The 25,784-nt window shown below is 40.5% G+C and carries 27 protein-coding genes, 1 tRNA gene and 2 pseudogenes; 25 read left to right on the plus strand and 5 right to left on the minus strand.

The annotated features are described in order from the left end of the window. Positions 1 to 33 precede the first annotated feature (33 nt). The 12 genes and pseudogenes from VL20_RS08260 to VL20_RS08315 form a co-directional block, all read left to right on the plus strand. Positions 34 to 276, plus strand: coding sequence for a DUF4282 domain-containing protein (locus VL20_RS08260; protein ID WP_052276204.1), 243 nt, complete (start codon positions 34 to 36; stop codon positions 274 to 276). 37 nt (positions 277 to 313) lie between these two features. Further along, on the plus strand, positions 314 to 796 hold the full coding sequence (locus tag VL20_RS08265; RefSeq protein WP_052276205.1) for a hypothetical protein: 483 nt from the start codon (positions 314 to 316) through the stop codon (positions 794 to 796). A 56-nt stretch (positions 797 to 852) separates the two neighbouring features. Further along, the gene (locus VL20_RS08270; protein ID WP_052276206.1) at positions 853 to 1,215 is read left to right on the plus strand and encodes a hypothetical protein; all 363 of its coding nucleotides are present in this window, start codon (positions 853 to 855) and stop codon (positions 1,213 to 1,215) included. 25 nt (positions 1,216 to 1,240) lie between these two features. Next, positions 1,241 to 1,690, plus strand: a complete 450-nt coding sequence (locus tag VL20_RS08275; protein ID WP_052276207.1) for a hypothetical protein — start codon at positions 1,241 to 1,243, stop codon at positions 1,688 to 1,690. Between the two features lie 5 nt (positions 1,691 to 1,695). Continuing rightward, complete coding sequence (locus VL20_RS08280; protein ID WP_052278411.1) at positions 1,696 to 4,566, plus strand: FtsK/SpoIIIE domain-containing protein; 2,871 nt, start codon at positions 1,696 to 1,698, stop codon at positions 4,564 to 4,566. A 14-nt stretch (positions 4,567 to 4,580) separates the two neighbouring features. After that, positions 4,581 to 4,847: a hypothetical protein gene (locus tag VL20_RS08285; protein WP_002741504.1), complete on the plus strand. Its 267-nt coding sequence runs from the start codon at positions 4,581 to 4,583 to the stop codon at positions 4,845 to 4,847. Further along, positions 4,840 to 5,085 (plus strand): hypothetical protein, encoded by a 246-nt coding sequence (locus tag VL20_RS08290; RefSeq protein ID WP_002779144.1) that lies wholly within the window; start codon positions 4,840 to 4,842, stop codon positions 5,083 to 5,085. Before VL20_RS08285 ends, VL20_RS08290 begins: the two co-directional genes overlap by 8 nt. Before the next feature lie 5 nt (positions 5,086 to 5,090). Beyond that, positions 5,091 to 6,092, plus strand: coding sequence for a coiled-coil domain-containing protein (locus VL20_RS08295; RefSeq protein ID WP_052276208.1), 1,002 nt, complete (start codon positions 5,091 to 5,093; stop codon positions 6,090 to 6,092). Between the two features lie 20 nt (positions 6,093 to 6,112). Beyond that, complete coding sequence (locus tag VL20_RS08300) at positions 6,113 to 6,511, plus strand: hypothetical protein (protein WP_002779140.1); 399 nt, start codon at positions 6,113 to 6,115, stop codon at positions 6,509 to 6,511. A gap of 97 nt (positions 6,512 to 6,608) precedes the next feature. Further along, entirely contained in the window at positions 6,609 to 7,157 is a 549-nt protein-coding gene (locus VL20_RS34050; protein WP_052276209.1) for a Mov34/MPN/PAD-1 family protein, read from the plus strand. Positions 7,158 to 7,195: 38 nt separating this feature from the next. Beyond that, on the plus strand, positions 7,196 to 7,675 hold the full coding sequence (locus VL20_RS08310) for a hypothetical protein (protein ID WP_052276210.1): 480 nt from the start codon (positions 7,196 to 7,198) through the stop codon (positions 7,673 to 7,675). Positions 7,676 to 7,831: 156 nt separating this feature from the next. Further along, a pseudogene (locus VL20_RS08315) lies at positions 7,832 to 11,131 on the plus strand (NB-ARC domain-containing protein); the annotation flags it as partial. A gap of 630 nt (positions 11,132 to 11,761) precedes the next feature. Here VL20_RS08315 and VL20_RS08320 read toward each other — a convergent pair. Together VL20_RS08320 and pheS are read right to left on the minus strand one after the other, a co-directional pair. Next, a complete protein-coding gene (locus VL20_RS08320) occupies positions 11,762 to 12,106 on the minus strand; it encodes a DUF4870 domain-containing protein (RefSeq protein ID WP_002762429.1) in 345 nt (114 codons plus the stop codon). 13 nt (positions 12,107 to 12,119) lie between these two features. Continuing rightward, complete coding sequence (pheS, locus tag VL20_RS08325) at positions 12,120 to 13,115, minus strand: phenylalanine--tRNA ligase subunit alpha (RefSeq protein WP_052276211.1); 996 nt, start codon at positions 13,113 to 13,115, stop codon at positions 12,120 to 12,122. Positions 13,116 to 13,588: 473 nt separating this feature from the next. Between pheS and VL20_RS08335 the strand changes: the two genes are divergently transcribed. Then, the gene (locus tag VL20_RS08335; protein WP_052276213.1) at positions 13,589 to 13,882 is read left to right on the plus strand and encodes an RNA recognition motif domain-containing protein; all 294 of its coding nucleotides are present in this window, start codon (positions 13,589 to 13,591) and stop codon (positions 13,880 to 13,882) included. Between the two features lie 112 nt (positions 13,883 to 13,994). Beyond that, the gene (locus tag VL20_RS31670) at positions 13,995 to 14,159 is read left to right on the plus strand and encodes a hypothetical protein (RefSeq protein ID WP_002733784.1); all 165 of its coding nucleotides are present in this window, start codon (positions 13,995 to 13,997) and stop codon (positions 14,157 to 14,159) included. On the opposite strand, the gene VL20_RS08340 is transcribed toward VL20_RS31670, so the two are convergent. Further along, complete coding sequence (locus VL20_RS08340; RefSeq protein ID WP_052276214.1) at positions 14,156 to 16,855, minus strand: CBS domain-containing protein; 2,700 nt, start codon at positions 16,853 to 16,855, stop codon at positions 14,156 to 14,158. The two genes, VL20_RS31670 and VL20_RS08340, sit on opposite strands and share 4 nt — an antisense overlap. Positions 16,856 to 17,391: 536 nt before the next feature. On the opposite strand from VL20_RS08340, the gene psbZ reads away from it, so the two are divergent. Continuing rightward, positions 17,392 to 17,580 carry a photosystem II reaction center protein PsbZ gene (gene psbZ, locus VL20_RS08345; RefSeq protein WP_002732865.1) on the plus strand — a complete coding sequence of 63 codons (189 nt, stop codon included), beginning with the start codon at positions 17,392 to 17,394 and terminating at the stop codon, positions 17,578 to 17,580. On the opposite strand, the gene VL20_RS31080 is transcribed toward psbZ, so the two are convergent. Then, complete coding sequence (locus VL20_RS31080; protein WP_158499332.1) at positions 17,577 to 17,735, minus strand: hypothetical protein; 159 nt, start codon at positions 17,733 to 17,735, stop codon at positions 17,577 to 17,579. The genes psbZ and VL20_RS31080 overlap by 4 nt on opposite strands. A gap of 19 nt (positions 17,736 to 17,754) precedes the next feature. Here VL20_RS31080 and ribH point away from each other — a divergent pair, with 19 nt between their 5' ends. The 3 genes from ribH to VL20_RS08360 all read left to right on the plus strand — a co-directional run bounded on the left by ribH (position 17,755) and on the right by VL20_RS08360 (position 19,151). Continuing rightward, positions 17,755 to 18,300, plus strand: a complete 546-nt coding sequence (gene ribH, locus VL20_RS08350) for a 6,7-dimethyl-8-ribityllumazine synthase (RefSeq protein ID WP_052276215.1) — start codon at positions 17,755 to 17,757, stop codon at positions 18,298 to 18,300. Positions 18,301 to 18,355: 55 nt separating this feature from the next. Further along, positions 18,356 to 18,694, plus strand: coding sequence for a hypothetical protein (locus VL20_RS08355; RefSeq protein ID WP_081417801.1), 339 nt, complete (start codon positions 18,356 to 18,358; stop codon positions 18,692 to 18,694). Between the two features lie 385 nt (positions 18,695 to 19,079). After that, positions 19,080 to 19,151 (plus strand) — tRNA-Gly (locus tag VL20_RS08360). 272 nt (positions 19,152 to 19,423) lie between these two features. Here the strand turns inward: VL20_RS08360 and tnpA are convergent. Next, entirely contained in the window at positions 19,424 to 19,795 is a 372-nt protein-coding gene (gene tnpA, locus VL20_RS08365) for an IS200/IS605 family transposase (RefSeq protein WP_043996128.1), read from the minus strand. Between the two features lie 59 nt (positions 19,796 to 19,854). Between tnpA and VL20_RS08370 the strand changes: the two genes are divergently transcribed. The 7 genes and pseudogenes from VL20_RS08370 to VL20_RS08395 all read left to right on the plus strand — a co-directional run bounded on the left by VL20_RS08370 (position 19,855) and on the right by VL20_RS08395 (position 25,658). After that, complete coding sequence (locus VL20_RS08370) at positions 19,855 to 20,253, plus strand: RNA-guided endonuclease InsQ/TnpB family protein (protein WP_002762420.1); 399 nt, start codon at positions 19,855 to 19,857, stop codon at positions 20,251 to 20,253. A gap of 170 nt (positions 20,254 to 20,423) precedes the next feature. Continuing rightward, a pseudogene (locus VL20_RS27805) lies at positions 20,424 to 21,228 on the plus strand (IS1 family transposase). 153 nt (positions 21,229 to 21,381) lie between these two features. Then, positions 21,382 to 21,993 (plus strand): Uma2 family endonuclease, encoded by a 612-nt coding sequence (locus tag VL20_RS08375; RefSeq protein WP_052276216.1) that lies wholly within the window; start codon positions 21,382 to 21,384, stop codon positions 21,991 to 21,993. 82 nt (positions 21,994 to 22,075) lie between these two features. Continuing rightward, the gene (gene purE / locus VL20_RS08380) at positions 22,076 to 22,609 is read left to right on the plus strand and encodes a 5-(carboxyamino)imidazole ribonucleotide mutase (RefSeq protein WP_002761719.1); all 534 of its coding nucleotides are present in this window, start codon (positions 22,076 to 22,078) and stop codon (positions 22,607 to 22,609) included. Between the two features lie 42 nt (positions 22,610 to 22,651). Further along, positions 22,652 to 23,452: a tetratricopeptide repeat protein gene (locus tag VL20_RS08385; protein ID WP_052276217.1), complete on the plus strand. Its 801-nt coding sequence runs from the start codon at positions 22,652 to 22,654 to the stop codon at positions 23,450 to 23,452. Between the two features lie 450 nt (positions 23,453 to 23,902). Then, positions 23,903 to 25,090 (plus strand): RNA-guided endonuclease InsQ/TnpB family protein, encoded by a 1,188-nt coding sequence (locus tag VL20_RS08390; protein ID WP_052276218.1) that lies wholly within the window; start codon positions 23,903 to 23,905, stop codon positions 25,088 to 25,090. Between the two features lie 73 nt (positions 25,091 to 25,163). After that, the gene (locus VL20_RS08395; protein ID WP_002790376.1) at positions 25,164 to 25,658 is read left to right on the plus strand and encodes a hypothetical protein; all 495 of its coding nucleotides are present in this window, start codon (positions 25,164 to 25,166) and stop codon (positions 25,656 to 25,658) included. The last annotated feature ends 126 nt before the right edge of the window (positions 25,659 to 25,784 follow it).

The following is a 25,784-nucleotide window of genomic DNA, read 5'->3' on the forward strand; positions in this document are numbered from 1 at the left end:
ATTATCTTTTTTCTAAGCCAATAAGAGGATTTAATGAACAGTTTCTGGCAAGACTTTTTTACCTTTCGGAAAATGGTCAGCATTACCATTATCAAGTTTCTCTATATCTTAGGCTTGTTTCTGATTACCCTAGGAGGTTTAAGTGGACTATTTCAGCAACCTTTAGCAGGAATCGCTACTTTAATTATTGGTAATTTATTCTGGCGAATTTTCTGTGAATCATTGATTCTAGTTTTTAGTATTCACCAAGAATTAGTCAAGCTTAACAGTAAGTAATGTTTTCAGCAATTGACCATCTTGCCAATTGAAAATCATGAAAGAAATTAACTTCATCTTATCTATTTTTATCCTGAGTCAGCTAGGGTTTAGCTTACCACTTAAAGCTCAATCTCGCTGTCAAGCAACCATTAATTCTGTTGTTAATGAAATAGAATCTAAAGGAGTTAGAAAGGTGATAGTAGAAAAAGGAAGTGTAACAAATCAGGGGAATCCCACTAATAGAAAGAATGAATTAATGCTGTTATTAAGTTCTTACTTAGATAATACTGGTACCTCTGGTGATCAAAGAAGTGGTTGGATTGTTTCAAACATTATGGCTTCCCGTGTTTTAATGAAAAGTTATGCCGATAGAATTGTTTCTAATTGTCAAGATATTGCTGTTGTTGCGTTTGTTGCAGGTGGCTCAGATTGGAGAATAGAGTTTGCTATTCAATCTGATGGAAAAACTCGCCTACGGGATTGTATTCCTTCTGGTAGTAATTTAACTGCTAATTGGAATCAGACGTATTGTCATTAAGCTTCTAAAAGTCTTAATTAACCTCAAATATTTCTTTCATTAATTTAGCAAAAAATATGAAAATTACTCATTTATTTTTTATCACCTGTCTTGTCAGTTTAACCAGCTTAGTCTTACCAGTAAACGCTCAAACATGGCGTCGTCATCAAGAAAATAACTATCGTAATGTGGTAGCTATTGTTAAACCTCATCGGAGTGGATATTGTAGCAATCATTTTATTCGACAAGATGGCAGGGTTTATGACGCAAGAAAGGGGACTCGTGGAAGTTATTTAATTGTTGATCAAGTCGTCTCATTGACAGGTGTTATTAACACCAATAATAGAGGTGATAAAATTTGGCCAGTTTTCTATCAACCCTCACGCACAACCATGTGGTTACATGACTGTGATTTATCTATTCCTCAACTCGTTGATTAATTAACAATAACCCAGAGGTTTAAACATGAAAACAATTCAAAATTCGATTGCTCGTATGATTGCTAATAGAGAGCAAATTTGGCAACAATATGATCGGGCTGATTCTAATCGAAAAGACCTAAGTAAACGCTTTGCTAAATATTATAGTAATACAAGTAAAGTTACGACTATTTCCCCCTTAACTTCTCAACAATTAGCCCCTGCTGAAATTGAAGCTTGTCTGGATAAATTAGAAGAAACAGACCGTAAAATTAACCAAGAAAAGTCTAACATAGAATCTCATAAAAATGAGATAAAGTCTTTAAAAATTAAGGCTCGTAACCTAATCATTGGGCTAAGTGTAGGAGGCGCTTTCTTGTTGTTTACTTTATTTGTTTTTATTAAAGGTAACTCCTCTGATGACTCTAATTCTTCTCAACTGTATCAGTTAAATACTCAAAAAAATGTTTTAAAATTATCTAAACAAGGAGAATAATGCTTATGTTTTGGCAACAACAAATTGAAGGGTTAAACCAAAAAATTGAACAAAGTAGTCAACGCATAACCGACTATTTAGGGTTTTGTGCTTCTTTGTTCAATCATGGTAAATTAAACGGCGAACAATTACCTAATTATTTTGGAAAATTTCTCCAAGATAGCTATCTATCGACTCAATCCTATTTAGAACAGCAACCATTAGAAATAATAGGAAGTTGGCAAGATTATCGTTGGGAAAATTGGAACATTAACGATCATTTATTATCCTCATTAGAGCCTACAGAATTAATTCGTATTGGTCAATTAGTTGAACAAAGATCGAGTAATAACACTTTTTGTGTTCCCGAATTTGCTCCCTTTGTTGGTGGGAATAAAACTATTATTATTCGCTGTAGCAATAATACCCGTAATATGGGGCTAGAATTACTGCAATCTCTTGTGATTCGTACCGCTATTTTACTTCCTTATCAAATACGTTATACCTTCTGTGATCCCGTTAATAATGGGGGTGCATTTTTAATGCGTCGTTCCCTTCCTGAGGCTTTGATTAGAGAAAATAGTGGCGAAGTTTATCGAGATTTATTAGAAGTAACTCAAGATATTCGTCGCGTCAAAGAAACCTATTTAGATCCTCAGTCTCCTGCCTTACATTTACTCCCCCCAGATATTCGAGTCAATGAAAGATTTGAGGGTATTTTTGTCGCAGATTTTCCTAAAAGATATGACCGTAGAGATATTGAAGAATTACAAAAAATTGGTAATAGTGGACCAGAAGCTGGAAGATATGTGTTTATTCACTATAATCAAGATATTGATCTCCCTAGAGATATTAATATGAGTGGGTTTGAAAATGCCTTTTATATTGATCTCAGTCAACAGTCAAAGACAGCAACATCTTGTCAACTTCAATTTAAAGCGGATAGTATTCCCGACGCGGATTTACAAAAACAATTACTTGATAAAGTTAAACAAGCTAAACCCCCCGAACGAAAATTAGATTGGGATGATATAGTAGGAATTGATCCGCAAAATTGGTGGAATTATAGTAGTGAAGAATGGATAACCACACCTATCGGTGGAAGAGGAAGTTCTGATCAATTAAATATTTGGTTTGGTAAAGATAGCGAAGGTCATCAATGCGCTCATGGTATGCTAGGAGCAATGACTGGATCAGGAAAATCTACCCTGTATCATGGGCTTATTTTAGGCTTGGCAACTCGTTATAGTCCCTCAGAATTAAGATTTTATCTCATTGATGGCAAATATGGCGTAGAATTAGCCCCCTATCGCAATTTGCCCCATACCGAAGTAGTTTCCTTACATTCCTCCCCTGAATTATCCCGTAGTGTTTTAACTGAATTAATCGCCGAAAAAGAACGACGTAACGCCTTATTTAAAAGATTAGGGGTGTCAGAATTGGCAGGTTATCGCCGCCTAGGACAACCAGAGGGCAAAATGCCCCGTATTCTTCTAATTATTGATGAATATCAGGAGTTATTTTTTAACGACAAAGAGGATACTGCTTCCAGTCAACTACTGATTTTAGCCCAACAGGGGCGGAGTGCGGGTATTCATATGTTACTCGCTTCCCAAAGGTTTGGGGCTGAAGGAATGCGGAATCAAACGGGAATTTTGGGTAATATTCACCTGAGAATGGGAATGCAGATGTCAAAAACAGAAATTCAAGCCCTGACAGAATTTGGAAAACGAGGAAAACAATTATTAATGACCTGTGATTTGCCGGGGAAAATTGTTATTAATGACCGTAGCGGCGATGATAACTCTAATTATTTTGGGAAAGTGGCATTTATCGAAAAATCTCGCCGAGATATGATCATTAACGCTTTATCTCAAAAAGCTGATCAACTCTCCCCAGAAGATTACACGGAAACAGTGGTCTTTGATGGAGATTCTCAGCCTAATTTAGCAGATAATCCTCAATTACGCCATATTTTAGATTACGGTAAATGGTTAACCTCAGAAGATTGGGAAAAAATCGCCCGTTTACCTTTCTACAAAGGAGGATTAGGCATTTCTGACTGGTTTAGTGCAGAATACCCGGTCTTAACATGGCTAGGACAAGAATTTAGTGTAAGGCAACAGGCAAGGCTGATATTACGCCGTCGTCCAAGTGAAAACGTTCTAGTTATCGGTGGAGACTATAATACAGCCCGTTATGGAATTCTATCGGCTATTTTGACCAGTCTTGCTATTAATGGCAATCTTCAACAAACTCGTTTTGTTGTGGTAGATCGCAGTGTATCCGGTACACAATGGCATTTAGCATTGGAAGAAGTGTGTCAGATTATTCTAAAACCTTTGGGCTTTACGACGGCATTTAACCGAGAAAATCGAATTATTACGGCAATTTTGAACAATTTAATTGTTCAACTTGACGAAAGAAACCAACTCAGTGAAGCAGACTTGATGACTCAACCTTCTATTTTCGTCATCATGACGGAATTAGATAGAGTAGATGACTTAAGACGGAGCAATGAGCAGTCTTATAGCCCAGAAAGTCACTTAACTACTCAAATTAAGCGATTATTGAAGGAAGGACCGAGTAAAGGTATTCATCTCATCCTCAGTTTTTCAGGGATCAAGGCTTTCTCTAATGTCCTTGATATTCGGCGAAATTTAGCTTATTTTCGCCATAGAGTCGCTTTACAGATGTCAGAAGATGATTCTTTCACCTTTGTTAGTGATCGCCAAGCCTCACGTTTACAAGCAGATGGAGATGTTCCAATTAAAGCCCTTTATCGGGATACGGATAGCGATCGCACTACTCTTTTTAAACCTTATAGTACGGAATCTACACCCGAATTTAAGCAACAAATAGAGAAAATTGCTAATAGTTTAATCAAAAGAGCTTAAAGCTTAATTTAACCATGGATGACTCATTTTTACAACTCAAACACTTTCAACAGACCCTCGAACAATTCCATGATCGCGTTCAATCGGCGTGGCGAGAAGTGGAAACCACCTATGAGGATCTTTCTCCCCATTGGCAAGACCAAAAACGACAAAAACATGATGAAATGTGGCTTGATTTGCAAGAAAAGACTAATAATTATTATAGTCGCCAAATTCCCACCTATAATGATTTTTTAAACCATAAATTACAAGTATTAGAGAGGTATTTAAACGGTGGATAATTCCCGAAAAACAGCCCTTTTAGCCTATCAAACTGCACTCAATCAATATTATTTGATTTTAAGCGAAGAATTGGAATTTCTCGATACGGCATGGCGATCGCTTGATGAAGTTTTTCAAGGATCAGTCGCCGAAGAATTTACAGGTTTTTGGACAAGAACCTTGGCAGAAATGGAAGATTCAAGGCTAGAAGTTCAGAAAATCCTCAATTTTATCCAAGAAATCCCCGATAAATCTTAATCATTATGACTATTCAAGATCCCCGTATTCTCATTAACCTTCTCAATGACTTAATTGAAGAACTTAGATACTGGAAAATAACCGCCCGTGATACCCTGGATCAAATGTCATGGCATCAAAGGCAAAGTGAAGAAAAAGTCAGTCAAGCTCTGTATCATGCTTCAATTATTCAAGATCAGGCTAAAAATGATCAAAAATTAGTTGATCAGGCTAATGATGAACTTGCTCAATTGTTGTCTAATTGTTATCAAGTTTTAGAAAAAGCTCAACAAAATTTGGCAGCAGCTCAAAATACCCAAAATCAGGCGCAATCAACCTTAAATCACTGGCAAACTCAGCTAAATCTTGCGTTAGCTTGGTTAGAAAGGGCAGAAGACCGATTACAACGTGCCATAAACGAAAGAGAGCAAGCAGAATTTACTTTACGCAGTGCAGAATCTGAATTACAAAGCGCACAATCCGCCCTCACCAGTTGCCAAAATTCAGGCTATACTGACAAGGATGGACAATATCATGCGCCCAATTGTTCTGGTCAGCAAGCTAAGGTTAGTCAAGCCCAAAATGCGGTTCAAGCTGCAATCCAACGCTTAAATAAAGCCATTGAAGAAGAAAAAGCAGCAAGAGAAGAAGTCGCACGAGCGCAAGCTAGGGTTAATTGTTGTCGAAATGCCATCGGATATGCTCAAACAGCCGTCTATCAGGCGAATATTACTTTAAATTATGCCCATAATGCCCTGAGTTTTGCCGAACGTAGTTTAGAAAACGCAGATGCAGCTAGACGGGAAGTTGATAGAGCGCAATTAGAGGCAAGCAATGAGCAGGAAATGGCAGATTTAATGTCTTTAGCCGTAAATAATGCCCGCAATTTCACCGAAGAAGCCCGAAATGATTTCAAAGGAGCGGAAAAGCAAGGAAACTCCGCTCAATGTTTAGAAATTGGGGTAACAAGAGAAATAGAATATCGAGTAGAAAGTCTGATTGAATTCAACCGTCCTTTTCAATTTTAGTGATTTTTGGAGGATAAAAAATGATGGAAGATATTGTTTGGAAGATGCAGCAGCGATCTCGCACTCTGCAAGACTATCGTAAAGATATTCGAGGCCTATGGCAAGATGAGGCTGCCAAAACCCTTAATCGTCGTTATCTTGACCCCCATGAAGATGACGATCAGAAAATGATAGAATTTTTGCAGAAACAGGTACAAGGCTTAGAAAAAACTAATGAGGAGTTGGTTAAAGCCAAAGATTATGCTTTAGAGGCTGAACGCTATTCCCAACAAGTTGAACATTTCTTAGAACGAGAAAAACAGGAAGTTAAACAAGCTTATTATTCTTATGATCGATCTATCGAATATTACGGCTTAACTCAAGCAGAATTACCTAATATTCACAGATTAATTCAACAAGCTAATCGCAGTTGTAACTAAAAAAGATATTTATATTACGAAATTTTATTAAAATAAATGTTTGATAAATATCTATCTTAGACAGAAAAAAAGATGAATAACTAAGAGAATAAAAACAATGTTAAGTTACCAGAATATCAAAACTATTTTTTCTCAGAAATCATTTTTAGCTATTGCAGCTGAAACTTATGAAAGCTATAAAACAGAAACAGGTGGCATTTTTTTAGGAATTAGAAACCCTAATAAATGGTATATTTTAGAAACCTTAGATTCGGGTTTAAATCCTATCTTTCGCCCCGGCTATTTTGAGTATGATAATGCTTATATCAACCACCTGTCTAACAAAATTGCCAGATTTTATCGAGAACCCATAGAAGTTCTTGGACTTTGGCATAGACATCCTAGTAGTTTTGATTGTTTTTCACAAACTGATGATATAACGAATAAAAAATATGCTTCTCAAAATTCTGATGAAGCTATTTCTGCCCTAGTTAATCTTGACCCTGATTTCCGATTAACGATGTACCATGTTTTAATTGAACCCGATTCTTTATCACGCCCTCAATATACTAAAATTCCTATAGAAGTAGGCGACCACCTCATCCCAGAAAAATTTTTAACCCTCAAATCCTTCCCAGATTCCTTAGAAAATATTAATCAACATTGAAAATAGAGCTATAATGAGAAAAATTATCTTCATAGATTATGCCAAGACTAAATACAAGTGATACAGTTAAAGAACAACTCTCTCTTTTGTTAAGAAGATTATTAACGTATGTAAACGGTGAATCAGTAGAGCAAGCTGATTGGTCAGATAAAATAATCTATAACTGGTTGAAATATGATAAACCTCACCCAAAACTAATTGTCAAAACAGAATTAAAGGTTTTGGTAGATTTTTGCAACGCTGATACTAAAAAAACATCAGTTATTTCCCTCACTACAATTCAGATGAGAAATGTTCTTGATGTTTTAAAAGATTGGGGAATCCTTACAGATAATCGCACGAATCCTCAAGGATCACGACAAAGGCACTTCACCCTCAACCTTTGGAGTTCATTTACAGAAGAAAATTTGTGGAAGTTTGAAGAAGAATGGGATAAGCGTAAATCTCCCGGTCTTGAAAACTCATCAATTAAAACAGAAATAAATTATGGTTCTTCGTTACTTGGTATGGTTCGATAGGGGGGCATAAATCGACTAAATCCTTATCTGGCAAGAGATTTAATTGATTAGTTCGCTCTAGACAAAAAACAATTAACAAAAATCGCTAAATGCCTTTCTATATAAGGGTTCCATCCCTTATAACCCCTGTCCATTGCATAACACAAACCGAAGAGCCTAAATTATGATAATTTCGGATTAATTCCTGATACTTCTCAGATTTATGGGAGAGAAAAAGAACTAGAATTATTAAAACAAAAGTTTTTTCAAAATAGTCCCCCGTGTAAAATTATCGGAATTTTCGGAATAGCAGGAATCGGAAAAACATCTCTTGTCTGTAAACTGATTGAGCAAATTCAAGAGGAATTTTATCGTGTTATCTATTGGTCTTTTTTGAATCCCCCTTTACCCCTAGAATTTCTTGAAAATATAAGTAATATTATTTCACAGAATATTAGTTTTAAGACAGAAGATAAATTTAAAATAAAACTGATAAAATTTATCAAGATACTAGCCAAATATCGTTGTTTATTATTTTTAGATAATATTGATGCGATTATTGAGCATGAAAACTATCGAGAATATAGTGAAATTTTACAAGCAATTGGTCAGTCAAAGCACAATAGCTGTTTAATTATAACCAGTCGAAAAATTCCTCAAGAACTTGAATCGTTAGTGGGAAATAAAACTTCAACTTATTTCCGAGAGTTACAAGGACTTGACTATCAAACTGGACGACAAATTTTGGGAGATATTGACACCTTTCATGGTTCAGAGGATGAATGGCAATTTTTAATTCAACAAGTCTGTCACGGCAATCCTTTATTCATCAAATCTATCGCTCATCATATTCAAGAAGTTCATCATAATAATCTCTCGGATTTTCTTTTAAAAGGGAATCTTCTGATAGAAAAAGTCGAGTCTATTTTAAATTCTTACTTTCAGCAACTATCTAATTTAGAAAAAGCGATTATTTTTGAGTTAGCGATTAATCGAAATCCAGTTTCTTTGTCGGAACTAGAACATAATATTATCATTGAACCTGACGGTAAAAGTATCCAAGAAGGGATCAGATCATTATCTAGCAAAATTCTGTTAGATAAAAAAGATGACTACTTTACCATACATCCTCTACTGATTGAATATTTCACTCAAAAAATTATTACCATAGCAACCGAAGAAATCAAAACTCAAAAATTCCAATTATTAAGAAGTAACTCCTTGACTAAAACTACTGTTCCTGATTATCTAAGAAAGATTCAAATTAATGTTATTTTACACCCAATAATCAATAACTTAATTCATAACTTTCAAGAAAATAATCTAGAAAGCAAACTAATTGATTGTTTAAAGACATTAAAAAATGAACCTTCTGGACAAATTGGCGGCATTGCTGGCAATATCATTAACTTACTTAATATACTGAAAAATGGTCACTTAATCGGCTACGATTTTTCCCATATCCCTATTCGACAAGTCGATTTATCAAACATTAGACTCAACCAAGTAGATTTTTCCTATTCACAGTTTTTTGACTGTATTTTTCCTCAAACTTGTGGCAGTATTTTATCAATTTCTTGCAGTCAGTTTAATCGCTCTTTTCCAAGAGAAGATCTTTTAGCAACTGGTGACAGTCATGGGATGATTTACCTCTGGAAAGTCAAACAAGACGGAAAATTAGAATTAAGCAAAAGTTTTCCTGCTCACGGAAGTTGGGTGTGGTCAGTAGCCTTAAATTCCGAGGGACAGTTACTAGCGAGTGGGGGACAAGACGGAATTATTAAAATTTGGTCTATTACAACAGATCTATCTATAAATTGTCATTCTTTGCCCCACCCTTCTCAAAAACATTATGCTCCTATCAGAGCCGTTACTTTTAGTGCTGATAGTAAGTTTTTAGCCACAGGAAGTGAGGACAAAACCATCAAAATATGGTCAGTTGAAACAGGAGAATGTCTCCACACCCTTGAAGGACATCAAGAACGAGTGGGTGGTGTTACTTTTAGTCCAAATGGTCAACTTTTAGCCAGTGGCAGTGCTGATAAAACCATCAAAATATGGTCAGTTGACACAGGAAAATGTCTCCATACTCTTACAGGACACCAAGATTGGGTTTGGCAAGTTGCCTTTAGTTCCGATGGTCAACTTCTAGCCAGTGGAAGTGGGGATAAAACCATTAAAATATGGTCTATTATAGAAGGAGAATATCAAAATATTGATACTTTAACGGGACACGAAAGCTGGATTTGGTCAATTGCTTTTAGTCCGGACGGTCAATATATAGCCAGTGGGAGTGAAGATTTTACACTGCGGTTATGGTCAGTAAAAACCAGAGAATGTCTTCAATGTTTTAGGGGATATGGCAATCGATTATCATCGATTACTTTCAGTCCCGATAGTCAATATATCTTGAGTGGTTCTATAGATCGATCGATCCGATTATGGTCTATCAAAAACCATAAATGTCTTCAACAGATTAATGGTCATACTGACTGGATCTGTTCAGTAGCTTTTAGTCCCGATGGAAAAACATTGATAAGTGGAAGTGGAGATCAAACGATTAGATTATGGTCAGGGGAAAGTGGCAAAGTAATTAAAATTTTACAAGAAAAAGATTATTGGGTTTTATTGCATCAAGTCGCAGTTAGTCCGAATGGTCAACTGATTGCTAGTACCAGTCACGATAACACCATCAAACTTTGGGATATTAGGACAGATGAAAAATACACTTTTTCCCCAGAACATCAAAAGCGCGTATGGTCGATCGCTTTTAGTCCTAATAGTCAAATGCTGGTAAGTGGTAGTGGAGATAATTCTGTTAAGCTTTGGTCGGTTCCGAGAGGATTTTGTCTCAAGACTTTTGAGGAACATCAGGCCTGGGTATTATCAGTAACTTTTAGTCCTGACGGAAGATTAATAGCAACTGGTAGTGAAGATCGAACTATAAAACTCTGGTCTATTGAAGATGATATGACTCAATCTTTGCGGACTTTTAAAGGTCATCAAGGAAGAATTTGGTCTGTTGTCTTTAGCTCTGACGGTCAGCGATTAGCCAGTTCAAGTGATGATCAAACGGTCAAAGTTTGGCAAGTCAAAGATGGTAGATTAATTAATAGTTTTGAAGGTCATAAGTCTTGGGTATGGTCAGTAGCTTTTAGTCCCGATGGGAAGTTACTAGCAAGTGGAGGGGATGACGCAACAATCCGAATTTGGGATGTTGAAACAGGTGAACTTCATCAACTCCTGTGTGAACATACTAAAAGTGTCAGGTCAGTCTGTTTTAGTCCCGACGGTAAGACATTGGCCAGCGCAGGTGAAGACGAGACGATTAAACTTTGGAACCTAAAAACAGGAGAGTGTCAGAACACTTTACGCTCTCCTAGACTTTATGAACAAACAAATATTAAGGGAGTAGAAGGGTTGAATTATGAAACGAGCAACACCATGAAAATTTTAGGAGCTTTTCTGTCACGTTGAAAAAAAGATAGAAGTTAGCCAAGGGAGTCTCAATGAGAGGTAATCCCGATCTGAAAATCCCTAAAACCACACTTCATAATTCAGGCTCTTCGGTTTGTGTTATGCAATGGACGAGGGTTATAAGGGATGGAACCTTTATGTAGAAAGGCATTTGGCGATTTTTGTCAATTGTTTTTGCTCTAGAGCGAACTAATCAATTAAGTCTCTTGCCAGATAAGGATTTAGTCGATTTATGCCCCCCTATTGAACCATACCAAGTAACGAAGAACCCTAACTCTTTTGGTTAGAAAAAGATAAACTTGAGAATCTTCAGTCAAATTTATTGACTCAAAATCAGCTGTACTTAATTTAAATGAATCAACCCTAGGGGTTTGGGGGGTTCTACCCCCCAAAGACGTGGATTGAGTGATAAAATCGGAAGTAATTAAGTACCTAAGCAAAATTAATTACACATTTCGATAAAGCTTTTGCCTCTTGCCTATTGCCTCTTGCCTGTCTTCACTAGGAAATTTATTTTGCATGACTACTTACCAATTTTAGAAGACAGTTTACATTTAAAAATCCCAACTCAACAGATTTACAAAAATGAGATGCACCGAGGGTTGAACAGGTTGCAACCCCGATAATTAATTACAGAACCCGGAAAATAAAAGGATAACGGAAAACCTTATAAGCATCGTTCCAGACTTGCAGGATAGCAAGAATGGGGAGAACAATATTCACCACAGCAAGAATCGGTAAGAGCAAATAACCGATTAAAACCCAAACTAGAATCCCAGCAATTAGGTAGTATAACCACATATTCAGGTGAAAGTTTAAAGCTTCTTTGGCGTTTTCCTTCACCGTTTCATCATCAGAAATGAAATAAATAGCTAAGGGAATCCCCACCGATACCAGCGTAGCACTCAAAAAGATCGAAGCATGACAAGCCACGGATAGGAGTCTTTTTTTGGTTAAATCTTCACTCATGACCATCGGGTTTATCCCCCTAAAATTGTCGTAGAAAGCGGATATCGCTATTATAACAACGGCGAATATCGTCTATCTCATGTAATACCATAGCAAATCTTTCCACGCCAAAACCGGCAGCAAAACCCGTATAGATTTGGGGGTCATAACCGACTGCTTTTAAGACATTGGGATCCACCATACCACAGCCCATCACCTCCAACCATTTGCCTTTCCACTGTACATCTACCTCGGCCGAGGGTTCGGTAAAAGGGAAGTAGGAAGCGCGGAATTTAACCGGTAAATCAGCCCCAAACATTTGCTTAAGAAATTCTTTAATTGTTCCTTTCAAATCCGTAAAAGTTAATCCCTTATCCACCGCTAATAATTCCACTTGATGGAAAACCGCGGAATGGGTTGCATCCACGGTATCACGACGATAAACCCGGCCCGGGGCCACAATCCGAATCGGGGGTTCGTGACTTTCCATGTAGCGAATTTGGACCGGGGAGGTATGGGTCCGCAATAAACGACCATCCCTCAAGAAAAAAGTATCCTGCATATCCCGGGCCGGATGGTCAGCAGGGATATTTAAAGCCTCAAAATTATAATAATCGCTTTCTACCTGCGGCCCAGTGGCGATGCTGTAACCCAGACCGACGAAAATATCGATCATGCGATCAACTGTGCTATTTAAGGGGTGAATTCGCCCTAAAGGACGGCTAAGAGCAGGTAGGGTGACATCGAGGGTTTCCGCCGCTAATTTCGCTTGAATTTGGGCATTATTTAGACTTTCTCGCCGGGATTCCAGCAGCGATTGTACTAATTCTTTGACCTCATTAGCGATCGCACCGAGGCGCGGTCTCTCTTCGGGGCTTAATTTGCCCATTTCCCGTAAAATCTGCGATAATTCTCCTTTCTTACCCAGATAATTCACCCTTAGCTGTTCTAAGTCTTCTAGGGTTGTTGTTTCTTCGATGGAATTTTCCGCTTTCCCTGCTAAGGTTTTTAGGGCAGTTTCGATCGGATGGGGGATAAACTCATAATTAGGGCATTTTATAGGGCAGCATTCTAGTCTAGTTTATCTGCTCCCGTGGCGAGACAGGCAGAATCGATAAAAGCTAATAAGTAGCTGGTTATAATTAAATTAAAAATGGATTTTAGGTTCGATCCCCCCTGCCCCCCTTGATAAGGGGGGTGCCGGTAGGCGGGGGATCTCCCTTGATAAGGGGGGTGCCGGTAGGCGGGGGGATCTCCCTTGATAAGGGGGGTGCCGATAGGCGGGGGGATCCCCCCTTAATCCCCCCTTAATAAGGGGGGCATCTGACAACTTTTAACGCCTACCTACTTAGCTATGTGCTAGGATGGAGGTTGAGAATAAAAGTCGGCACTGCGGCTCGTTGTCAGTATTAATGGTCAAAGCGTTTCTGTTTAGTATTGGTTCAGCTAGTTCCCGAAATCTTGGTTCTCTACAAATCTGTTGTTTTTATCTGTGCAAGGATAGGTTTTATGTCAATTTATGTTGGTAATCTCCCCTTCGAGGTTGACCAAGGCGACGTAGTTGAGGTTTTTAACGAATACGGTAAAATTAAGCGCGTTCACCTCCCCATGGAGCGGGAAACGGGAAGAAAACGCGGGTTCGCTTTCGTGGAAATGGAAACCCCAGAGGAAGAAGCTGCCGCTATTGCCGCTCTTGACGGCGCTCAATGGATGGGACGAGAATTAAAAGTCAATCAAGCTCGTGAAAAAGAACCCAGATCTTCCTTCGGTGGTGGCAATCGCAATCGAGATCGTCGCTACTAATCCCCAATCGTAACCATTCTAGGCTATGATTACCTAACTTGTTTTCATTGTCAATAGGGGGAGCGAGCGCTCGTTTCCCCGCTTGTCTATCTAACATCCCAAGGAGATTCTTGTGGCTAAACGTCGTAATTTGAAAAAAGAAAAAGCTGAACGCAACCGTGCCTACGCGCGTCAATTCCGGGCTGCCTCTAATCGTACCACCACCAGAGGAGGTAGAGGCGGTTATTCCAGCGATCAAAGACAATCTTCGGAAAATGAAGGGGCAGCCGATACCTAATCTGCTGACTTAGTTAAACTAGCAATAAAAGCCATAGCTTCGCTTTTATTGCTGACTATTCCATCTAAAGTCGCCCCCAACACCGCCGCAAGTAACGATTTAAACTGGGGACCGGGTTGATAACCCAAAGCTTTTAGGTCATTGCCGTCGATAGGAGCCTCAATCTGCGACCATTTAGTTAAATATTGCCAGATTAAACCCCTAATCCTAGTCTGACTCCTCACCGCCACCAATAACAAACTAGGAACCTGATAACCATTGAAAAAGCTGACAATTTGACTAACGGGTCGATCATAAGCAAAATTATTGCTAATCTCCCTTTCCATAACTTCTAGTTTTTGTAAACGCCCCACAGTATCTTTAGGCAATTGTAAGTTATTAGCGATCGCTATTCTTTCCCCCACAGCCAGAGAAGCGATTAATAATTCCAACCGCATTAACCAAACATTCACCGGCAATTCCAGACTTAAACAATCTAACCAACGACTGAGACAGCGCAATTGTCGCCATAAAGCCCGATTTAAACTTAAATCCCCGTGTAAACAGTGCAAAGCCCCCAAATCAGCCAACTTTTCTAAGGCACTTTCCCAGTAATCCGCCTCTAAAATATAATTCAACTCCGCTTTTAAACGGGACTGTAAAGCGGGTGCATTCTGATTTTGTTGCCGTGAGCGATCATAAACCCCACTTTCGATCGCATACCTAATATAGTTTTCTGTCAAGGGTTCAATAACAAATCTTAAGCGAGTGGCAAAACGCACCGCTCGATAGATGCGCGTTGGATCCTCAATAAAACTATTAGCGTGGAGAACCCGGATGTGTTGGGCGCGTAAATCCAACATACCGCCAAAAAAGTCGAGTAATTCTCCCTCTTTCGGCGAAGTTAGGCGAATTGCCAGAGCATTAATCGTAAAATCCCTTCTATACAAATCCTGTCGAATCGAACTAGCCTCCACTTGGGGATTACTGGCAGGATAGGGATAGAATTCCGTGCGTGCCGTGGCGATATCCACCCATAACGAGCCAAAACGCTCATCTTTGTGCCATAACAAAGCCGCCGTCTGAAATTCCCCGTGAATCGATAACCGGGCCCCCGGATAAATTTCCTGTAAACAATTAGCCAAATCCACCCCCGCACCCACACCGGCGGCACGATGGCAGCCATCCACCACTAAATCGATATCCTGTAACAATAAAGAATCCCTTTCTGTGGCTAACAATAAATCCCGCACCGCACCCCCAACCAGATAGAGATGCCAACCGCGTTTTTGAGCGGCAGCGGCGGCAGCTTGCAGGAATGACCATAAAATCGGCTCTAAACGCTCTTTAATCGCTGGTAAAAGACAAGAAACCAACGCAACCCCTTCAAAACGCACCCGCTCATTTTGATGAATCTGTCTTAATACATCTGTACGAGTGACGATACCGACTAACTGCCCATTTTCTAGTACAGGTAAACGCCCCAAATCATACGTTACCATCAGCGACTCGATTTCCTGAAGAGAAGTGTCGGGGGTAATAGTTTTCGGATTACAAGTCATGTATCCCTTCACAGGAGAGCGAGAAAAGCCGTGATGGAGAGCTAAATCGAGGTCACGACGAGAAATCACCCCAACTAAGCGATCCTGCTCATCTACCACCGATAACCCCGAATGGCCGTAACGAAAAAGGATGCGCTCGGCTTGAGATATGGAAGTATCGGGACGAATTGTCCGCACCGGAGAAGACATTAAATCCCTAGCGGTAGGAGAAGGGGGAATTTGAGCAATTAAGTCCCCCAGTAGTTGATTTAACTGTTGAACTGGCTGAACATCGCGAAAACTCACCGAAGCGGCCTGAGCATGACCACCGCCGTTATAGGGGGAAAAAAGCTGATATAGATTCACTCCATCGATCCTAGAGCGACCAATCACAGTTAAACGCTGTCGGGAATTATCTTCCTCGTCTTTACTATAACTATGGCCAAAAAGTAACGCATCACTATCGGATAATTCCAGTAGGCGCTCGGCTACACTAGACAAACCCGGGATAAAATCGGCAGTATGGAGGAGAACGTGGGCGATTTTACGGTCATGGATCGTTTTAATCTCTAGATTTTCCCAAGCAAGGCTAAATAACTCCTGTAAGCGCGGGGAAAAACTCGGTTGACAGTATTGGGCGATCGTTTTAATGTTAGCAGCACAGGTCATTAACCAAGCCAAAGCATAGGCATCCCTGGGGGTACTACCGGCAAAAGTCAGGGAACCCGTGTCAACGTGAATACCGAGCGCCATTACCGTCGCTGCCATCGAGTTTGGTTTAATCTGGGCTTTTTGTAAAGCTTCCACAATTAAAGTCGTGGTGGCTCCCACCGCTTCTAAATGGACGCTAGAGGCGTGAATATCACTTTCACTATCCAAATGATGATCATACAATTCGATCGCCTGTAAATGCCCTAAATCGAGCCACTGGGAGGCTTTTCCCAGACGCTCTCGCCACTGATTATCAACGATAATTAAAGAGCGAATACTGGCCGGATTGACACTACGCAGTTCAATTAAAGCGAATTCATCCCGATGCAGGGCCAAAAATTCCCTTACTGTTGGGTGCGCTCCCCCCGTTAACACAATGCGACTACCCGCTTTCAGCAACGATAAACCCACCGCTGCCCCCAAAGCGTCAAAATCCGCCGTTTGATGACATAAAATTAAATCCATAGTTTTTTTGAGGTTTTAGGGGTTGGGGGTTAGGGGTTGAGGGTTGGGGGTTTTGGGGTTTTAGGGTTTTGGGGCATTAGTTGAATTTCCCCATTTCCCCACCACCTATCCCCTATCCCCTAATCCCTATCTCTTATTTCCATTAAGTAACAAAATTTGGTAGGGTTGAAAACTGCGAGAGTAAGTTGCTCCAAAAGAGGTAAAATCAGGATACATCCGAGAGCCGATGACCTTGAAGATGGGCGCAAGCAACCCGTAAATCCATAACCTAAATGGTTCAAAAATATGGTAGTAGCGAAGATGTTGATCTTTCAAGCGAGGTAGTCAATTAGGATATGTGCAAAAGTAAGTTCAAATGCCTTGTGGCTATGAACTAAAGGTCTTGCCGTTTAGACCTTGGATGTCCTTATTCTTTGAGCGGAAGTAAACCACTCATTTAACAAGTCCTTCCAAAACTTCAGTTGTCTATAACTCTGGAGAACGGTACTATATCAGGGAGAATTATCTAATATCAAGTGTTTTAGGAGAACCCGATCATGTCCATTGTCTTTCAATTCTTTCTCATTGCCCTAGTTTTATTTTCCTTGCTGATGGTGATTGGGGTTCCCGTTGCCTATGCTTCCCCCCAAAACTGGGATCAATCGAAACCCCTCCTCTATGTGGGTTCGGCAATTTGGGCGATTTTAGTCGTTGCCGTCGCTATTTTAAACTTTTTAGTTATTTAGTCTTGATCAGGAGAACGGGAGTCAGGAGGAGATAGGGTGATAGGGTTTTGGGGTGATAGGGTGATGAGACAGCTTCCCCCACTCCCCACTTCCCCACTTCCCCACTTCCCCACTCCCCACTCCCCACTCCCCACTCCCCACTCCCCACTCCCCACTCCCTATCCCCTTTTGCCTATGACTGTTTTTGAGGGAAATTTTACCGAGGATATATCGTCCTTGCGCTTTGCGATCGTGATTGGTCGTTTTAATGATCTCGTCACTGATAAACTGTTATCAGGCTGTCAAGACTGTCTCAAGCGTCACGGGGTTGATGTCAATCCCGATGGCACACAAGTGGATTATATCTGGGTACCCGGTAGCTTTGAAGTGCCAATGGTAGCCCGTCAAGTCGCCCTTTCCCACCGTTACGATGCCGTCATTTGTCTAGGGGCAATTATTCGCGGCCAAACGCCCCATTTTGACTACGTTGCCGCCGAGGCTGCTAAAGGCATCGCCGCGGCCTCTTTTCAGACCGGTGTTCCCGTTGTCTTCGGTATTCTCACCACTGATACTCTACAACAGGCCCTCGAACGGGCCGGTATTAAAAGTAATTTGGGCTGGAATTATGGCCTATCTGCCCTAGAAATGGCTAGTCTCATGCGTCAATTGCGCCCCCGGGATGAAGATAAACCCCTAGAATTATTGCAAAATAATCCCCAACAGGCACTGATGGAAGGCTAAGAAAATTCCCCCAGCATTTAGGATTTTAGTTGTCCCCACTCCCGGAGTTCCAATGATGAGCGAAGCTGAACAGAACAAATATATTAACCAACTCAGACGGCAATTAGTCAACGCTGTCGAGAGAATCAAGACTCTGGAATTAGATTTAGAACCAGAGGGGCGGATTACGGCAGCTTTTGACGCTATGGAACGGCATATAGATGAAAAATTCGCCGCAGTGGATGAAAAATTCGCCGCCATTGACAAGCGCTTTGATCGTTTGGAACATCAGTTCAACCGACTACAGGCTAAGATAGAAGTGGTTCTCGAAGCTATTACCGGTTTGGGGGATTTGCCAGAATTTGACATCCTCGCCGCCCTAAAAGTGCGGCGATTCCTAAACCTCACGATTTAAGTTTCTGCTTCCACCACCGTCGCATACCACAGTTAAAAAACCATGTACTGTCTTACACAGAGTCCACAGACTTTCGCCCCATTTCAGAAGCCCGATTCCCTGTGTCCCACGGTACGTTGACCGCCTATAGCTTCTTGTACTTGTTGCGCGCGACTTTTTACCCGGCCAAGCTTTTCTGGTCGGAACCCCCTAAGCCGAGTTTTCAAGGTGCTGCGCCGTCCACTTGGTTTTCGAGACTGGCCTTTTAATTCTAACGTAAAGCCAACCTAGAACGGCGGGGTTTCAGACCCAAAATTTCCGATGAATCATTGTAAAAAAATGCTCCAAACTACTTGACAAATGCTCTGAGATTTGGCATACTTGGGGAAGTGTAAAAAAACGGCTTGCGGGCATAGCTCAGTGGTAGAGCGTCACCTTGCCAAGGTGAATGTCGCGCGTTCGAATCGCGTTGCCCGCTTGAACGAATCCGCGTCAGTCCCCACCCTCAACAACGCGGGGTGGGGAAGGAAAGTGCGGCAATTTGAGGACTCGATGTCCGAAAAATTGCCCACTAACTTTTAGGTGTATCCTGATTTTTGATATACTCCTTAAGCTTTTCAATTGGCGCTCCACCGGATGGGCTCTTCTGGTTTCTGTGTGGAAACGAGGTCTATACTGATGGTTTATTTAACCAAATAGTCCTAAAAGTCTTTCCCAGTAAACATTTCACGATTTCATAAGCAAAAATTATCACACAAAGTCGAGAAGAGCCCCGGATGACGCAACATAACAAGAATTAGACCAAAAAGACACTTCACTCTTGTAGAATTTATTGACCGGCTCGGGCAAATCTTTTTTCATTGTTCTTGCAATGGAACTCTTTAAGCATCCTGCTACAGCAGAAATGGAATTTTGGGGATGGAAATCTAACAAAATGTGTACATGATCGCTCTCCCCAGAAAACTCAATTAGTTCACATTCAAGCTTTCGACAAACTTGCCATATCATTTCCCCTAACCGTTCCATCATTTGAGCGGTTATAACTTTTCTACGATAATGAGTGAGAAAAACAAAGTGTAACCGCACGCTAAAAACACTATGAGAACCTTTTCTGGGTTTCATATTGACAACCTATATCTGTAGGCTATACTAAAAGTATAACTTTCCTAGGTCGATCAGTTATGGCTATCAAGAGAATTACTTTTCGTCTTGATCCAAACCAAACACAAAATAACAAGCTTCATTACAGTCAAAAGCTACACTGCTCTCTTTATAATGCTTGTGTTTATCATCGCAAAACCGAGTCGAAAAAGTTTGGTAAAAACCTTAACTATTTTGACCAACAAAATTGCTTACCAGAGTTGAAGAAATGTTGGCCAGAATATAAAGAACTTGGTAGCCATGCACTGCAAGCCACTGTTAAACGAGTAGATTTTGCTTTTCAGAGATTCTTTAAACTTAAATCAGGTTATCCTAAGTTTAAGGCATCTAGAAATTATCGAGGTTGGACTTATCCTGATGGTGCTGGTTGGTCAATTGATTCTTCTGGTCATCATGGTTTTTTGGTAATGATTCGGTAGTAGGTAATGATTCGGTAGTAGTGCCGTAGCCCTCTTGCTTACCTGGTATGAATTGTGTAAAATATTTATTAATAAAAATAATTGGAACCCGCTCAGTCTTTAAACCTCTAGCTTGCTCATGACTTTTCTGATAAATATCTTTTTCTGGCTCCTGTCTGGCTTACTCAAATATCAGTCTAGCACCGAACAAAGTACCCCCCCTAGTTCACCTCTATTCCCCTGTCAAGCGTTGTGGTTCTCACCATAGGATCAAGAATGGTTCTATTCATAATGGAAAACCCAAACGTCAAGGTAAAGAATGTGGTCAACCGTTTGTGATCAATCCCACTAATAAAACCGTCTCTGACGAAACCAAACAATTAATTGATCAACTCTTGCTCGAACGAATTTCCTGACGAGGAATTGCTAGAGTAACAGGGGTAAGTTGGTCATGTTTACAAAATTATGTCAACAATAAACTGGCGGCTGTCCCCGGTCAAATCAAGGGTTCGGACAAACCAAAAGGTAAATTGGTTATAGAATGTGATGAGATGTGGTCTTTGGTTTTTTCTAAGACGATAAAGGTTTATATTTGGCAGTTAATTGATAGAAATACAAGGGAAATTATTGGTGGCTATGCGCGGAGATAGGAGTCGTCAATCAGCCAAAAAACTTTGGGGCTAGTTTACCCGGTGTTTACCGACAATGCGCGGTTGCTTACACAGACTTTTGGGAGTCCTATAAGACAGTAATTCCTCGTAAACGTCATCGACCGGTCGGAAAAGAAACTGGTCAAACCAATCCTATTGAAAGATTAAATAATACCTTTCGACAAAGGATTTCTCGGTTGGTGAGAGAGAGTCTATCTTTCTCTAAAAAAATGGAGAATCACGTTGGGGAACCCTTTGGTATTTTATCCATGACTACAATGCACAGCAAAGCAAAGGATTAAGCCGCCATCACTACTACCGAATCACCACCCTTTTTCTGGGGTGAAAAGATACCGTGCAGTTTCCGATATTTATAGGAATCGTGTAGCTAATTTTGATGATCAATTAATCTTAACGGCTTGTGGATTATGGAATTTTTATTTAGCGGCAGCATAAGCATTAATTAAAAGGAGAGGCAAGCTGAACTTCTCACAAAACAATTCATTCGGCTTTTTCTTATTTTGCAACAAGTTTATTATGGCGCAAGAGGAGTGATTACTACGTTTCGGGAAATCTAACCATCTACTACAACGCGGAACAACTAAAAAAACGTGATTTCTGTGGTTCCGATTTTTTTGTGGTTTTAGATACCGAAAAACGTCCCCGCAAAAGTTGGGTAGTCTGGGGAGAACAGGGGAAATATCCGGATGTAATTGTCGAGATTCTCTCCGATTCTACGGCCAATATTGACCGCAATAACAAGAAAATTCTCTATCAGAATACCTTTCGCACTCCTAATTATTTTGGGTTTGATCCTAATACTTTAGAATTACAAGGATTTAGACTAATTGAGGGACAATATCAAGCCATTTCTCCCAATGAACAGGGTTATCTCTGGAGTGAACAGTTAGGATTATATTTAGGGATATTTGACCGTAAACTGCGTTATTTTACCGCCGATGGTGAATTAGTCCCCACTCCTCAAGAAGCGGAATTACAGCAACGACAGGCAAAAGAACAGGCTCTTTTAGAAAAAGAAAGGGAACGACAAGCTAAGGAAAAATTAGCCCAAAAATTGCGAGAATTAGGCATCGATCCCGATGCAATTTAGGGGAAATCTGATCAGTAGGGTTTGAAGACAAAATAACAAACCCTGCTATAAGATTAAAAAGCAAAATTATTTTCTAGCAGTTATGGTGACAGCAGCGCCCCTAGTGGGTGTAATTATGGGCAGTGATTCCGACTTACCCACCATGAAAGAAGCGATCGCAGTTTTAGAGGTTTTTCAGATTAGCCACGAAGTCACCATTGTCTCGGCCCATCGTACCCCCGAAAAAATGTTTGAATACGGCAAAAACGCTCATTTAAGGGGAATAAAAGTGATTATCGCTGGAGCCGGCGGGGCTGCCCATTTACCCGGGATGGTGGCATCTTTAACCCCCTTACCCGTGATTGGAGTTCCCGTAGTCACGCGCACTTTACAAGGGTTAGACTCTCTCTATTCAATTGTACAGATGCCCGCAGGCATTCCCGTGGCCACGGTGGCGATCGGTAATGCCAAAAATGCCGGACTTTTAGCGGTTCAAATTCTCGCCATCGGTAATGCTGATCTTTTAGAGCAAGTTATCGCCTATCGTCAATCCCTCAGCGATTCCGTCCTCGAAAAACAAAGCAATCTTCAACGACTAGGCTATCAAGACTATCTAGGGCAGAGTTCACCTAAGTAGGGTAGATTGAGAAAAGATTAAGTAACAAATTATGAAGTAATTATGCGTTGGATCACCGCTTGTGTATTGAGTCTATTGCTCTTTTTTGCCCTACCCATAGCGGCTTATGCCGATAGCCCGACTATTAGCGAAGAACAGATTAGAGAAGGGGAAGTTATCGCCGAAAAAGCCCTAGAAGCCACAGAAAAAGGGGATTACGCCCAGGCCGAAAGCTATTGGACCCAATTAGTCACCAAATTCCCCACTAATCCCGCCGTTTGGAGTAATCGCGGCAATGCCAGAGTCAGTCTCAATAAATTAGAGGATGCGATCGCTGATTTTAACCAAGCGATCGCCATTGCCCCCGATGCCCCCGATCCCTACCTCAATCGCGGCACCGCTTTAGAGGGAGAAGGCAAATATCAAGAAGCGATCGCCGATTATAATAAAGTTTTAGAACTGGATCCCAATGATGCCTTTGCCTATAACAATCGCGGCAACGCCGAAGGCGGTTTAGGGGACTGGGAAGCCGCCGTCAAAGACTATCGCCAAGCCACTCAACTAGCCCCGAATTTTGCCTGGGCGCAAGCTAATCTGGCTCTGGCCCTGTACGAATTGGGCAGATATCCAGAAGCAGTCCAAAAAATGCGGAATATTGCCCGCAAATACCCCATGTTTCCCGATGTCAGAGCGGCCTTAAGCGCCGTTTTATGGACACAAGGACAACAGGGAGAGGCGGAAAGCAATTGGGTAGCCGCCGTCGGCATGGATACCCGCTATCAAGACCTCGATTGGGTAAAAAGCGTGCGCCGTTGGCCGCCGAATATGGTTCTAGCCTTAGATAAGTTTCTTAACTTAAAGTAAAGAAGGACTAAATATTAACTTTTCTGGCAGTAGCGGGACTGAGGAGCAAATTATCTGGAAATCCGCGACTAAGATACAGTTGAGATGTGCTGGATTGTACTGCATTTAAACTGCGTCGGGGGAGTTTTAGTACAAATGCTCAAACTTCCTCGACCCAGTTCTGGCTCTCCCAACTACGGTGGGGGTAAATTATCATTTCTGGACGACCAGCCACTGTTCCCCGTTCCCCAAAAAGAAAACTTTGTACCTTACCATTAAGATAACTGCTGTATCTGCAATTGCCTTTTTTACCTATAATGTCGGCTTGAAGGAACCCTCGGTTTCACCTCGGAGATGAAAAGTTCCGCCAGCATAGAACAGCGAAGCACGACTAAGAATAACTCTAATCTATAGTTGCCAATTTAACTTTAGTATGCTAGAGTAGTTTGCGTGGTAGGTCGATAACGCAAAATGTTTGTTTTAGAGTACAAGCTTAGAGGAAAACCATCTCAATATCAAGCCATTGATGAGGCTATTCGGACAGTACAGTTTGTTCGGAATAAATGTCTTAGATATTGGGAAGACAATAAAGGTGTAGGACAAAAGGATGTATATAAATATGTCACTCAATTAAGAAGTCAATACCCTTTTGTTCAAGACCTTAACTCTACAGCTTGTCAACAGGCTTGCGAACGGACTTGGACTGCTATTCTTAGGTTCTATAATAACTGTAAGAACAAAATTGCTGGTAAGAAAGGATATCCTAAATACTCTAAACGTACTCATTCTGTTGAGTTTAAAAAGTCAGGTTGGAAACTTAATCGAAATTCCAAGAGAATAACTTTCACTGATGGAAAAAACATTGGGGAGTTAAAACTAATTGGTAGTCGAGACTTGTTGGATTTTCAAGAATGGCAAATTCAACGGATAAGAATAGTTAAAAGGGCTGATGGATATTATTGCCAGTTAATGCTAAAACTCGATGCTAGAGATATAACCCCACAATTAGAATCGACGGGTCATTGCCTAGGATTAGATCTGGGGTTAAAATATCTTTATGCTGACAGCAACGGGAATACAGTAGAGCCTCCTAAGTATTATCGAAAAGCCGAGAAGCGTCTTAATAAACTGAATAGAAGAAAGTCGAAAAAGTTTAAGAGAGGACAAAAGCAGTCTAATAACTACAAAAAAGCTAGTCAAAAGTACGCTAAGGGACATTTAAAAGTAAGTAGGCAACGAGAAGAGTTTACTAAAAAATTGGCACTCCGTTTAATTCAGTCAAACGACTTGATAGCCTACGAGGATTTAAAAGTCAAAAACCTTGTGCGTAATCGAAAACTAGCTAAGAGTATCAATGATGCTGGTTGGTCACAATTGAGAAAATGGATAGAGTATTTTGGCATTAAATACGGCCGATTAACTATTGCAGTTAATCCAGCCTATACTAGCCAAGAATGCTTTAATTGTGGTCGGTTAATCCAAAAGTCTCTATCAGTTAGAACTCATGTTTGTTTGTGTGGGTATATAGAAGATAGGGACAAGATGGCGGCCTTGAATATACTCAAAAAAGCTACGATAGGGCATATCGGAAGCTGGTCGTCAGACCTAAACGCTTGGGGAGATTTAAGCTCTATTTTGGTTGGTAGAAATACCTGCTAAGACAACTTGAGTCAGTGAACCAAGAATCCCTCGCATAAGCGCGACGGGAGTGTCAATCGTACTCACATTAACCATGACCGAGCCAACCCAATTAAACTATCACGATACCTATTCTTGTCCCGTCTGTCGCCATGGTAAAATTGCCGCTTTACCACTCATGGAAGCATATGCTTGTAACTTTTGTCAACACATTTTTACTGCTAATTTAGAACAACAAGTTTTAAAAATGGCCGATAGTCAATTACCCTTAACTTGGTATTGGAATGGTAAGTATTGGCAGGGTTTACCGAGAGAAGGAGTGGAGATGGCAGGTTTTTACTTAATTATCGGTTTAGGATTTGTGATTTTTCCCACAGCAATTGTGGCTACGGGAGCCTATCTTTTTCCTCCAATCGAGGGGAGTCCTTTGTCATGGGTGCCTCTATTTTGGTCGATTTTAACCTTTATTTGCCATGCTATTTGTTTACTCTGGTTAATTATCGAATATTATCAGTTTCCCGTTAATATGTATCTACGCGCCTTGGCTCGTCGTTGGCAAAATTCTTTCGTTACTAGGTTATTATCCTAGGGGTTATTTAACTGCTCCAAAGTCTGACTACAAAAATTTGCTCCCTCTAAATTTTCCTTTTTAAGAGGTACTTAGATTCAATCTGTAATTTGCCTTGATAGAATTAGTATAAAAGAGTGATTAAAG

Origin of the sequence: Microcystis panniformis FACHB-1757 (assembly GCF_001264245.1) — a bacterium.
Lineage (GTDB): Bacteria > Cyanobacteriota > Cyanobacteriia > Cyanobacteriales > Microcystaceae > Microcystis > Microcystis panniformis.

Excerpts from the sequence above, each read along its gene's own strand:
- VL20_RS08285 (WP_002741504.1), top strand. The coding sequence starts at position 4,581 with ATGGATGACTCATTTTTACAACTCAAACACTTTCAACAGACCCTCGAA.
- psbZ (WP_002732865.1), top strand. The coding sequence starts at position 17,392 with ATGTCCATTGTCTTTCAATTCTTTCTCATTGCCCTAGTTTTATTTTCC.
- VL20_RS08335 (WP_052276213.1), top strand. The coding sequence starts at position 13,589 with ATGTCAATTTATGTTGGTAATCTCCCCTTCGAGGTTGACCAAGGCGAC.
- VL20_RS08390 (WP_052276218.1), top strand. The coding sequence starts at position 23,903 with ATGTTTGTTTTAGAGTACAAGCTTAGAGGAAAACCATCTCAATATCAA.
- VL20_RS34050 (WP_052276209.1), top strand. The coding sequence starts at position 6,609 with ATGTTAAGTTACCAGAATATCAAAACTATTTTTTCTCAGAAATCATTT.
- VL20_RS08295 (WP_052276208.1), top strand. The coding sequence starts at position 5,091 with ATGACTATTCAAGATCCCCGTATTCTCATTAACCTTCTCAATGACTTA.
- VL20_RS08385 (WP_052276217.1), top strand. The coding sequence starts at position 22,652 with ATGCGTTGGATCACCGCTTGTGTATTGAGTCTATTGCTCTTTTTTGCC.
- ribH (WP_052276215.1), top strand. The coding sequence starts at position 17,755 with ATGACTGTTTTTGAGGGAAATTTTACCGAGGATATATCGTCCTTGCGC.
- VL20_RS08310 (WP_052276210.1), top strand. The coding sequence starts at position 7,196 with ATGCCAAGACTAAATACAAGTGATACAGTTAAAGAACAACTCTCTCTT.
- purE (WP_002761719.1), top strand. The coding sequence starts at position 22,076 with ATGGTGACAGCAGCGCCCCTAGTGGGTGTAATTATGGGCAGTGATTCC.
- VL20_RS08260 (WP_052276204.1), top strand. The coding sequence starts at position 34 with ATGAACAGTTTCTGGCAAGACTTTTTTACCTTTCGGAAAATGGTCAGC.
- VL20_RS08395 (WP_002790376.1), top strand. The coding sequence starts at position 25,164 with ATGACCGAGCCAACCCAATTAAACTATCACGATACCTATTCTTGTCCC.
- VL20_RS08340 (WP_052276214.1), bottom strand. The coding sequence starts at position 16,855 with ATGGATTTAATTTTATGTCATCAAACGGCGGATTTTGACGCTTTGGGG.
- VL20_RS08275 (WP_052276207.1), top strand. The coding sequence starts at position 1,241 with ATGAAAACAATTCAAAATTCGATTGCTCGTATGATTGCTAATAGAGAG.
- VL20_RS08370 (WP_002762420.1), top strand. The coding sequence starts at position 19,855 with ATGGCTATCAAGAGAATTACTTTTCGTCTTGATCCAAACCAAACACAA.
- VL20_RS08300 (WP_002779140.1), top strand. The coding sequence starts at position 6,113 with ATGATGGAAGATATTGTTTGGAAGATGCAGCAGCGATCTCGCACTCTG.
- VL20_RS08320 (WP_002762429.1), bottom strand. The coding sequence starts at position 12,106 with ATGGTCATGAGTGAAGATTTAACCAAAAAAAGACTCCTATCCGTGGCT.
- VL20_RS08270 (WP_052276206.1), top strand. The coding sequence starts at position 853 with ATGAAAATTACTCATTTATTTTTTATCACCTGTCTTGTCAGTTTAACC.
- VL20_RS08355 (WP_081417801.1), top strand. The coding sequence starts at position 18,356 with ATGAGCGAAGCTGAACAGAACAAATATATTAACCAACTCAGACGGCAA.
- VL20_RS08280 (WP_052278411.1), top strand. The coding sequence starts at position 1,696 with ATGTTTTGGCAACAACAAATTGAAGGGTTAAACCAAAAAATTGAACAA.
- VL20_RS08265 (WP_052276205.1), top strand. The coding sequence starts at position 314 with ATGAAAGAAATTAACTTCATCTTATCTATTTTTATCCTGAGTCAGCTA.
- tnpA (WP_043996128.1), bottom strand. The coding sequence starts at position 19,795 with ATGAAACCCAGAAAAGGTTCTCATAGTGTTTTTAGCGTGCGGTTACAC.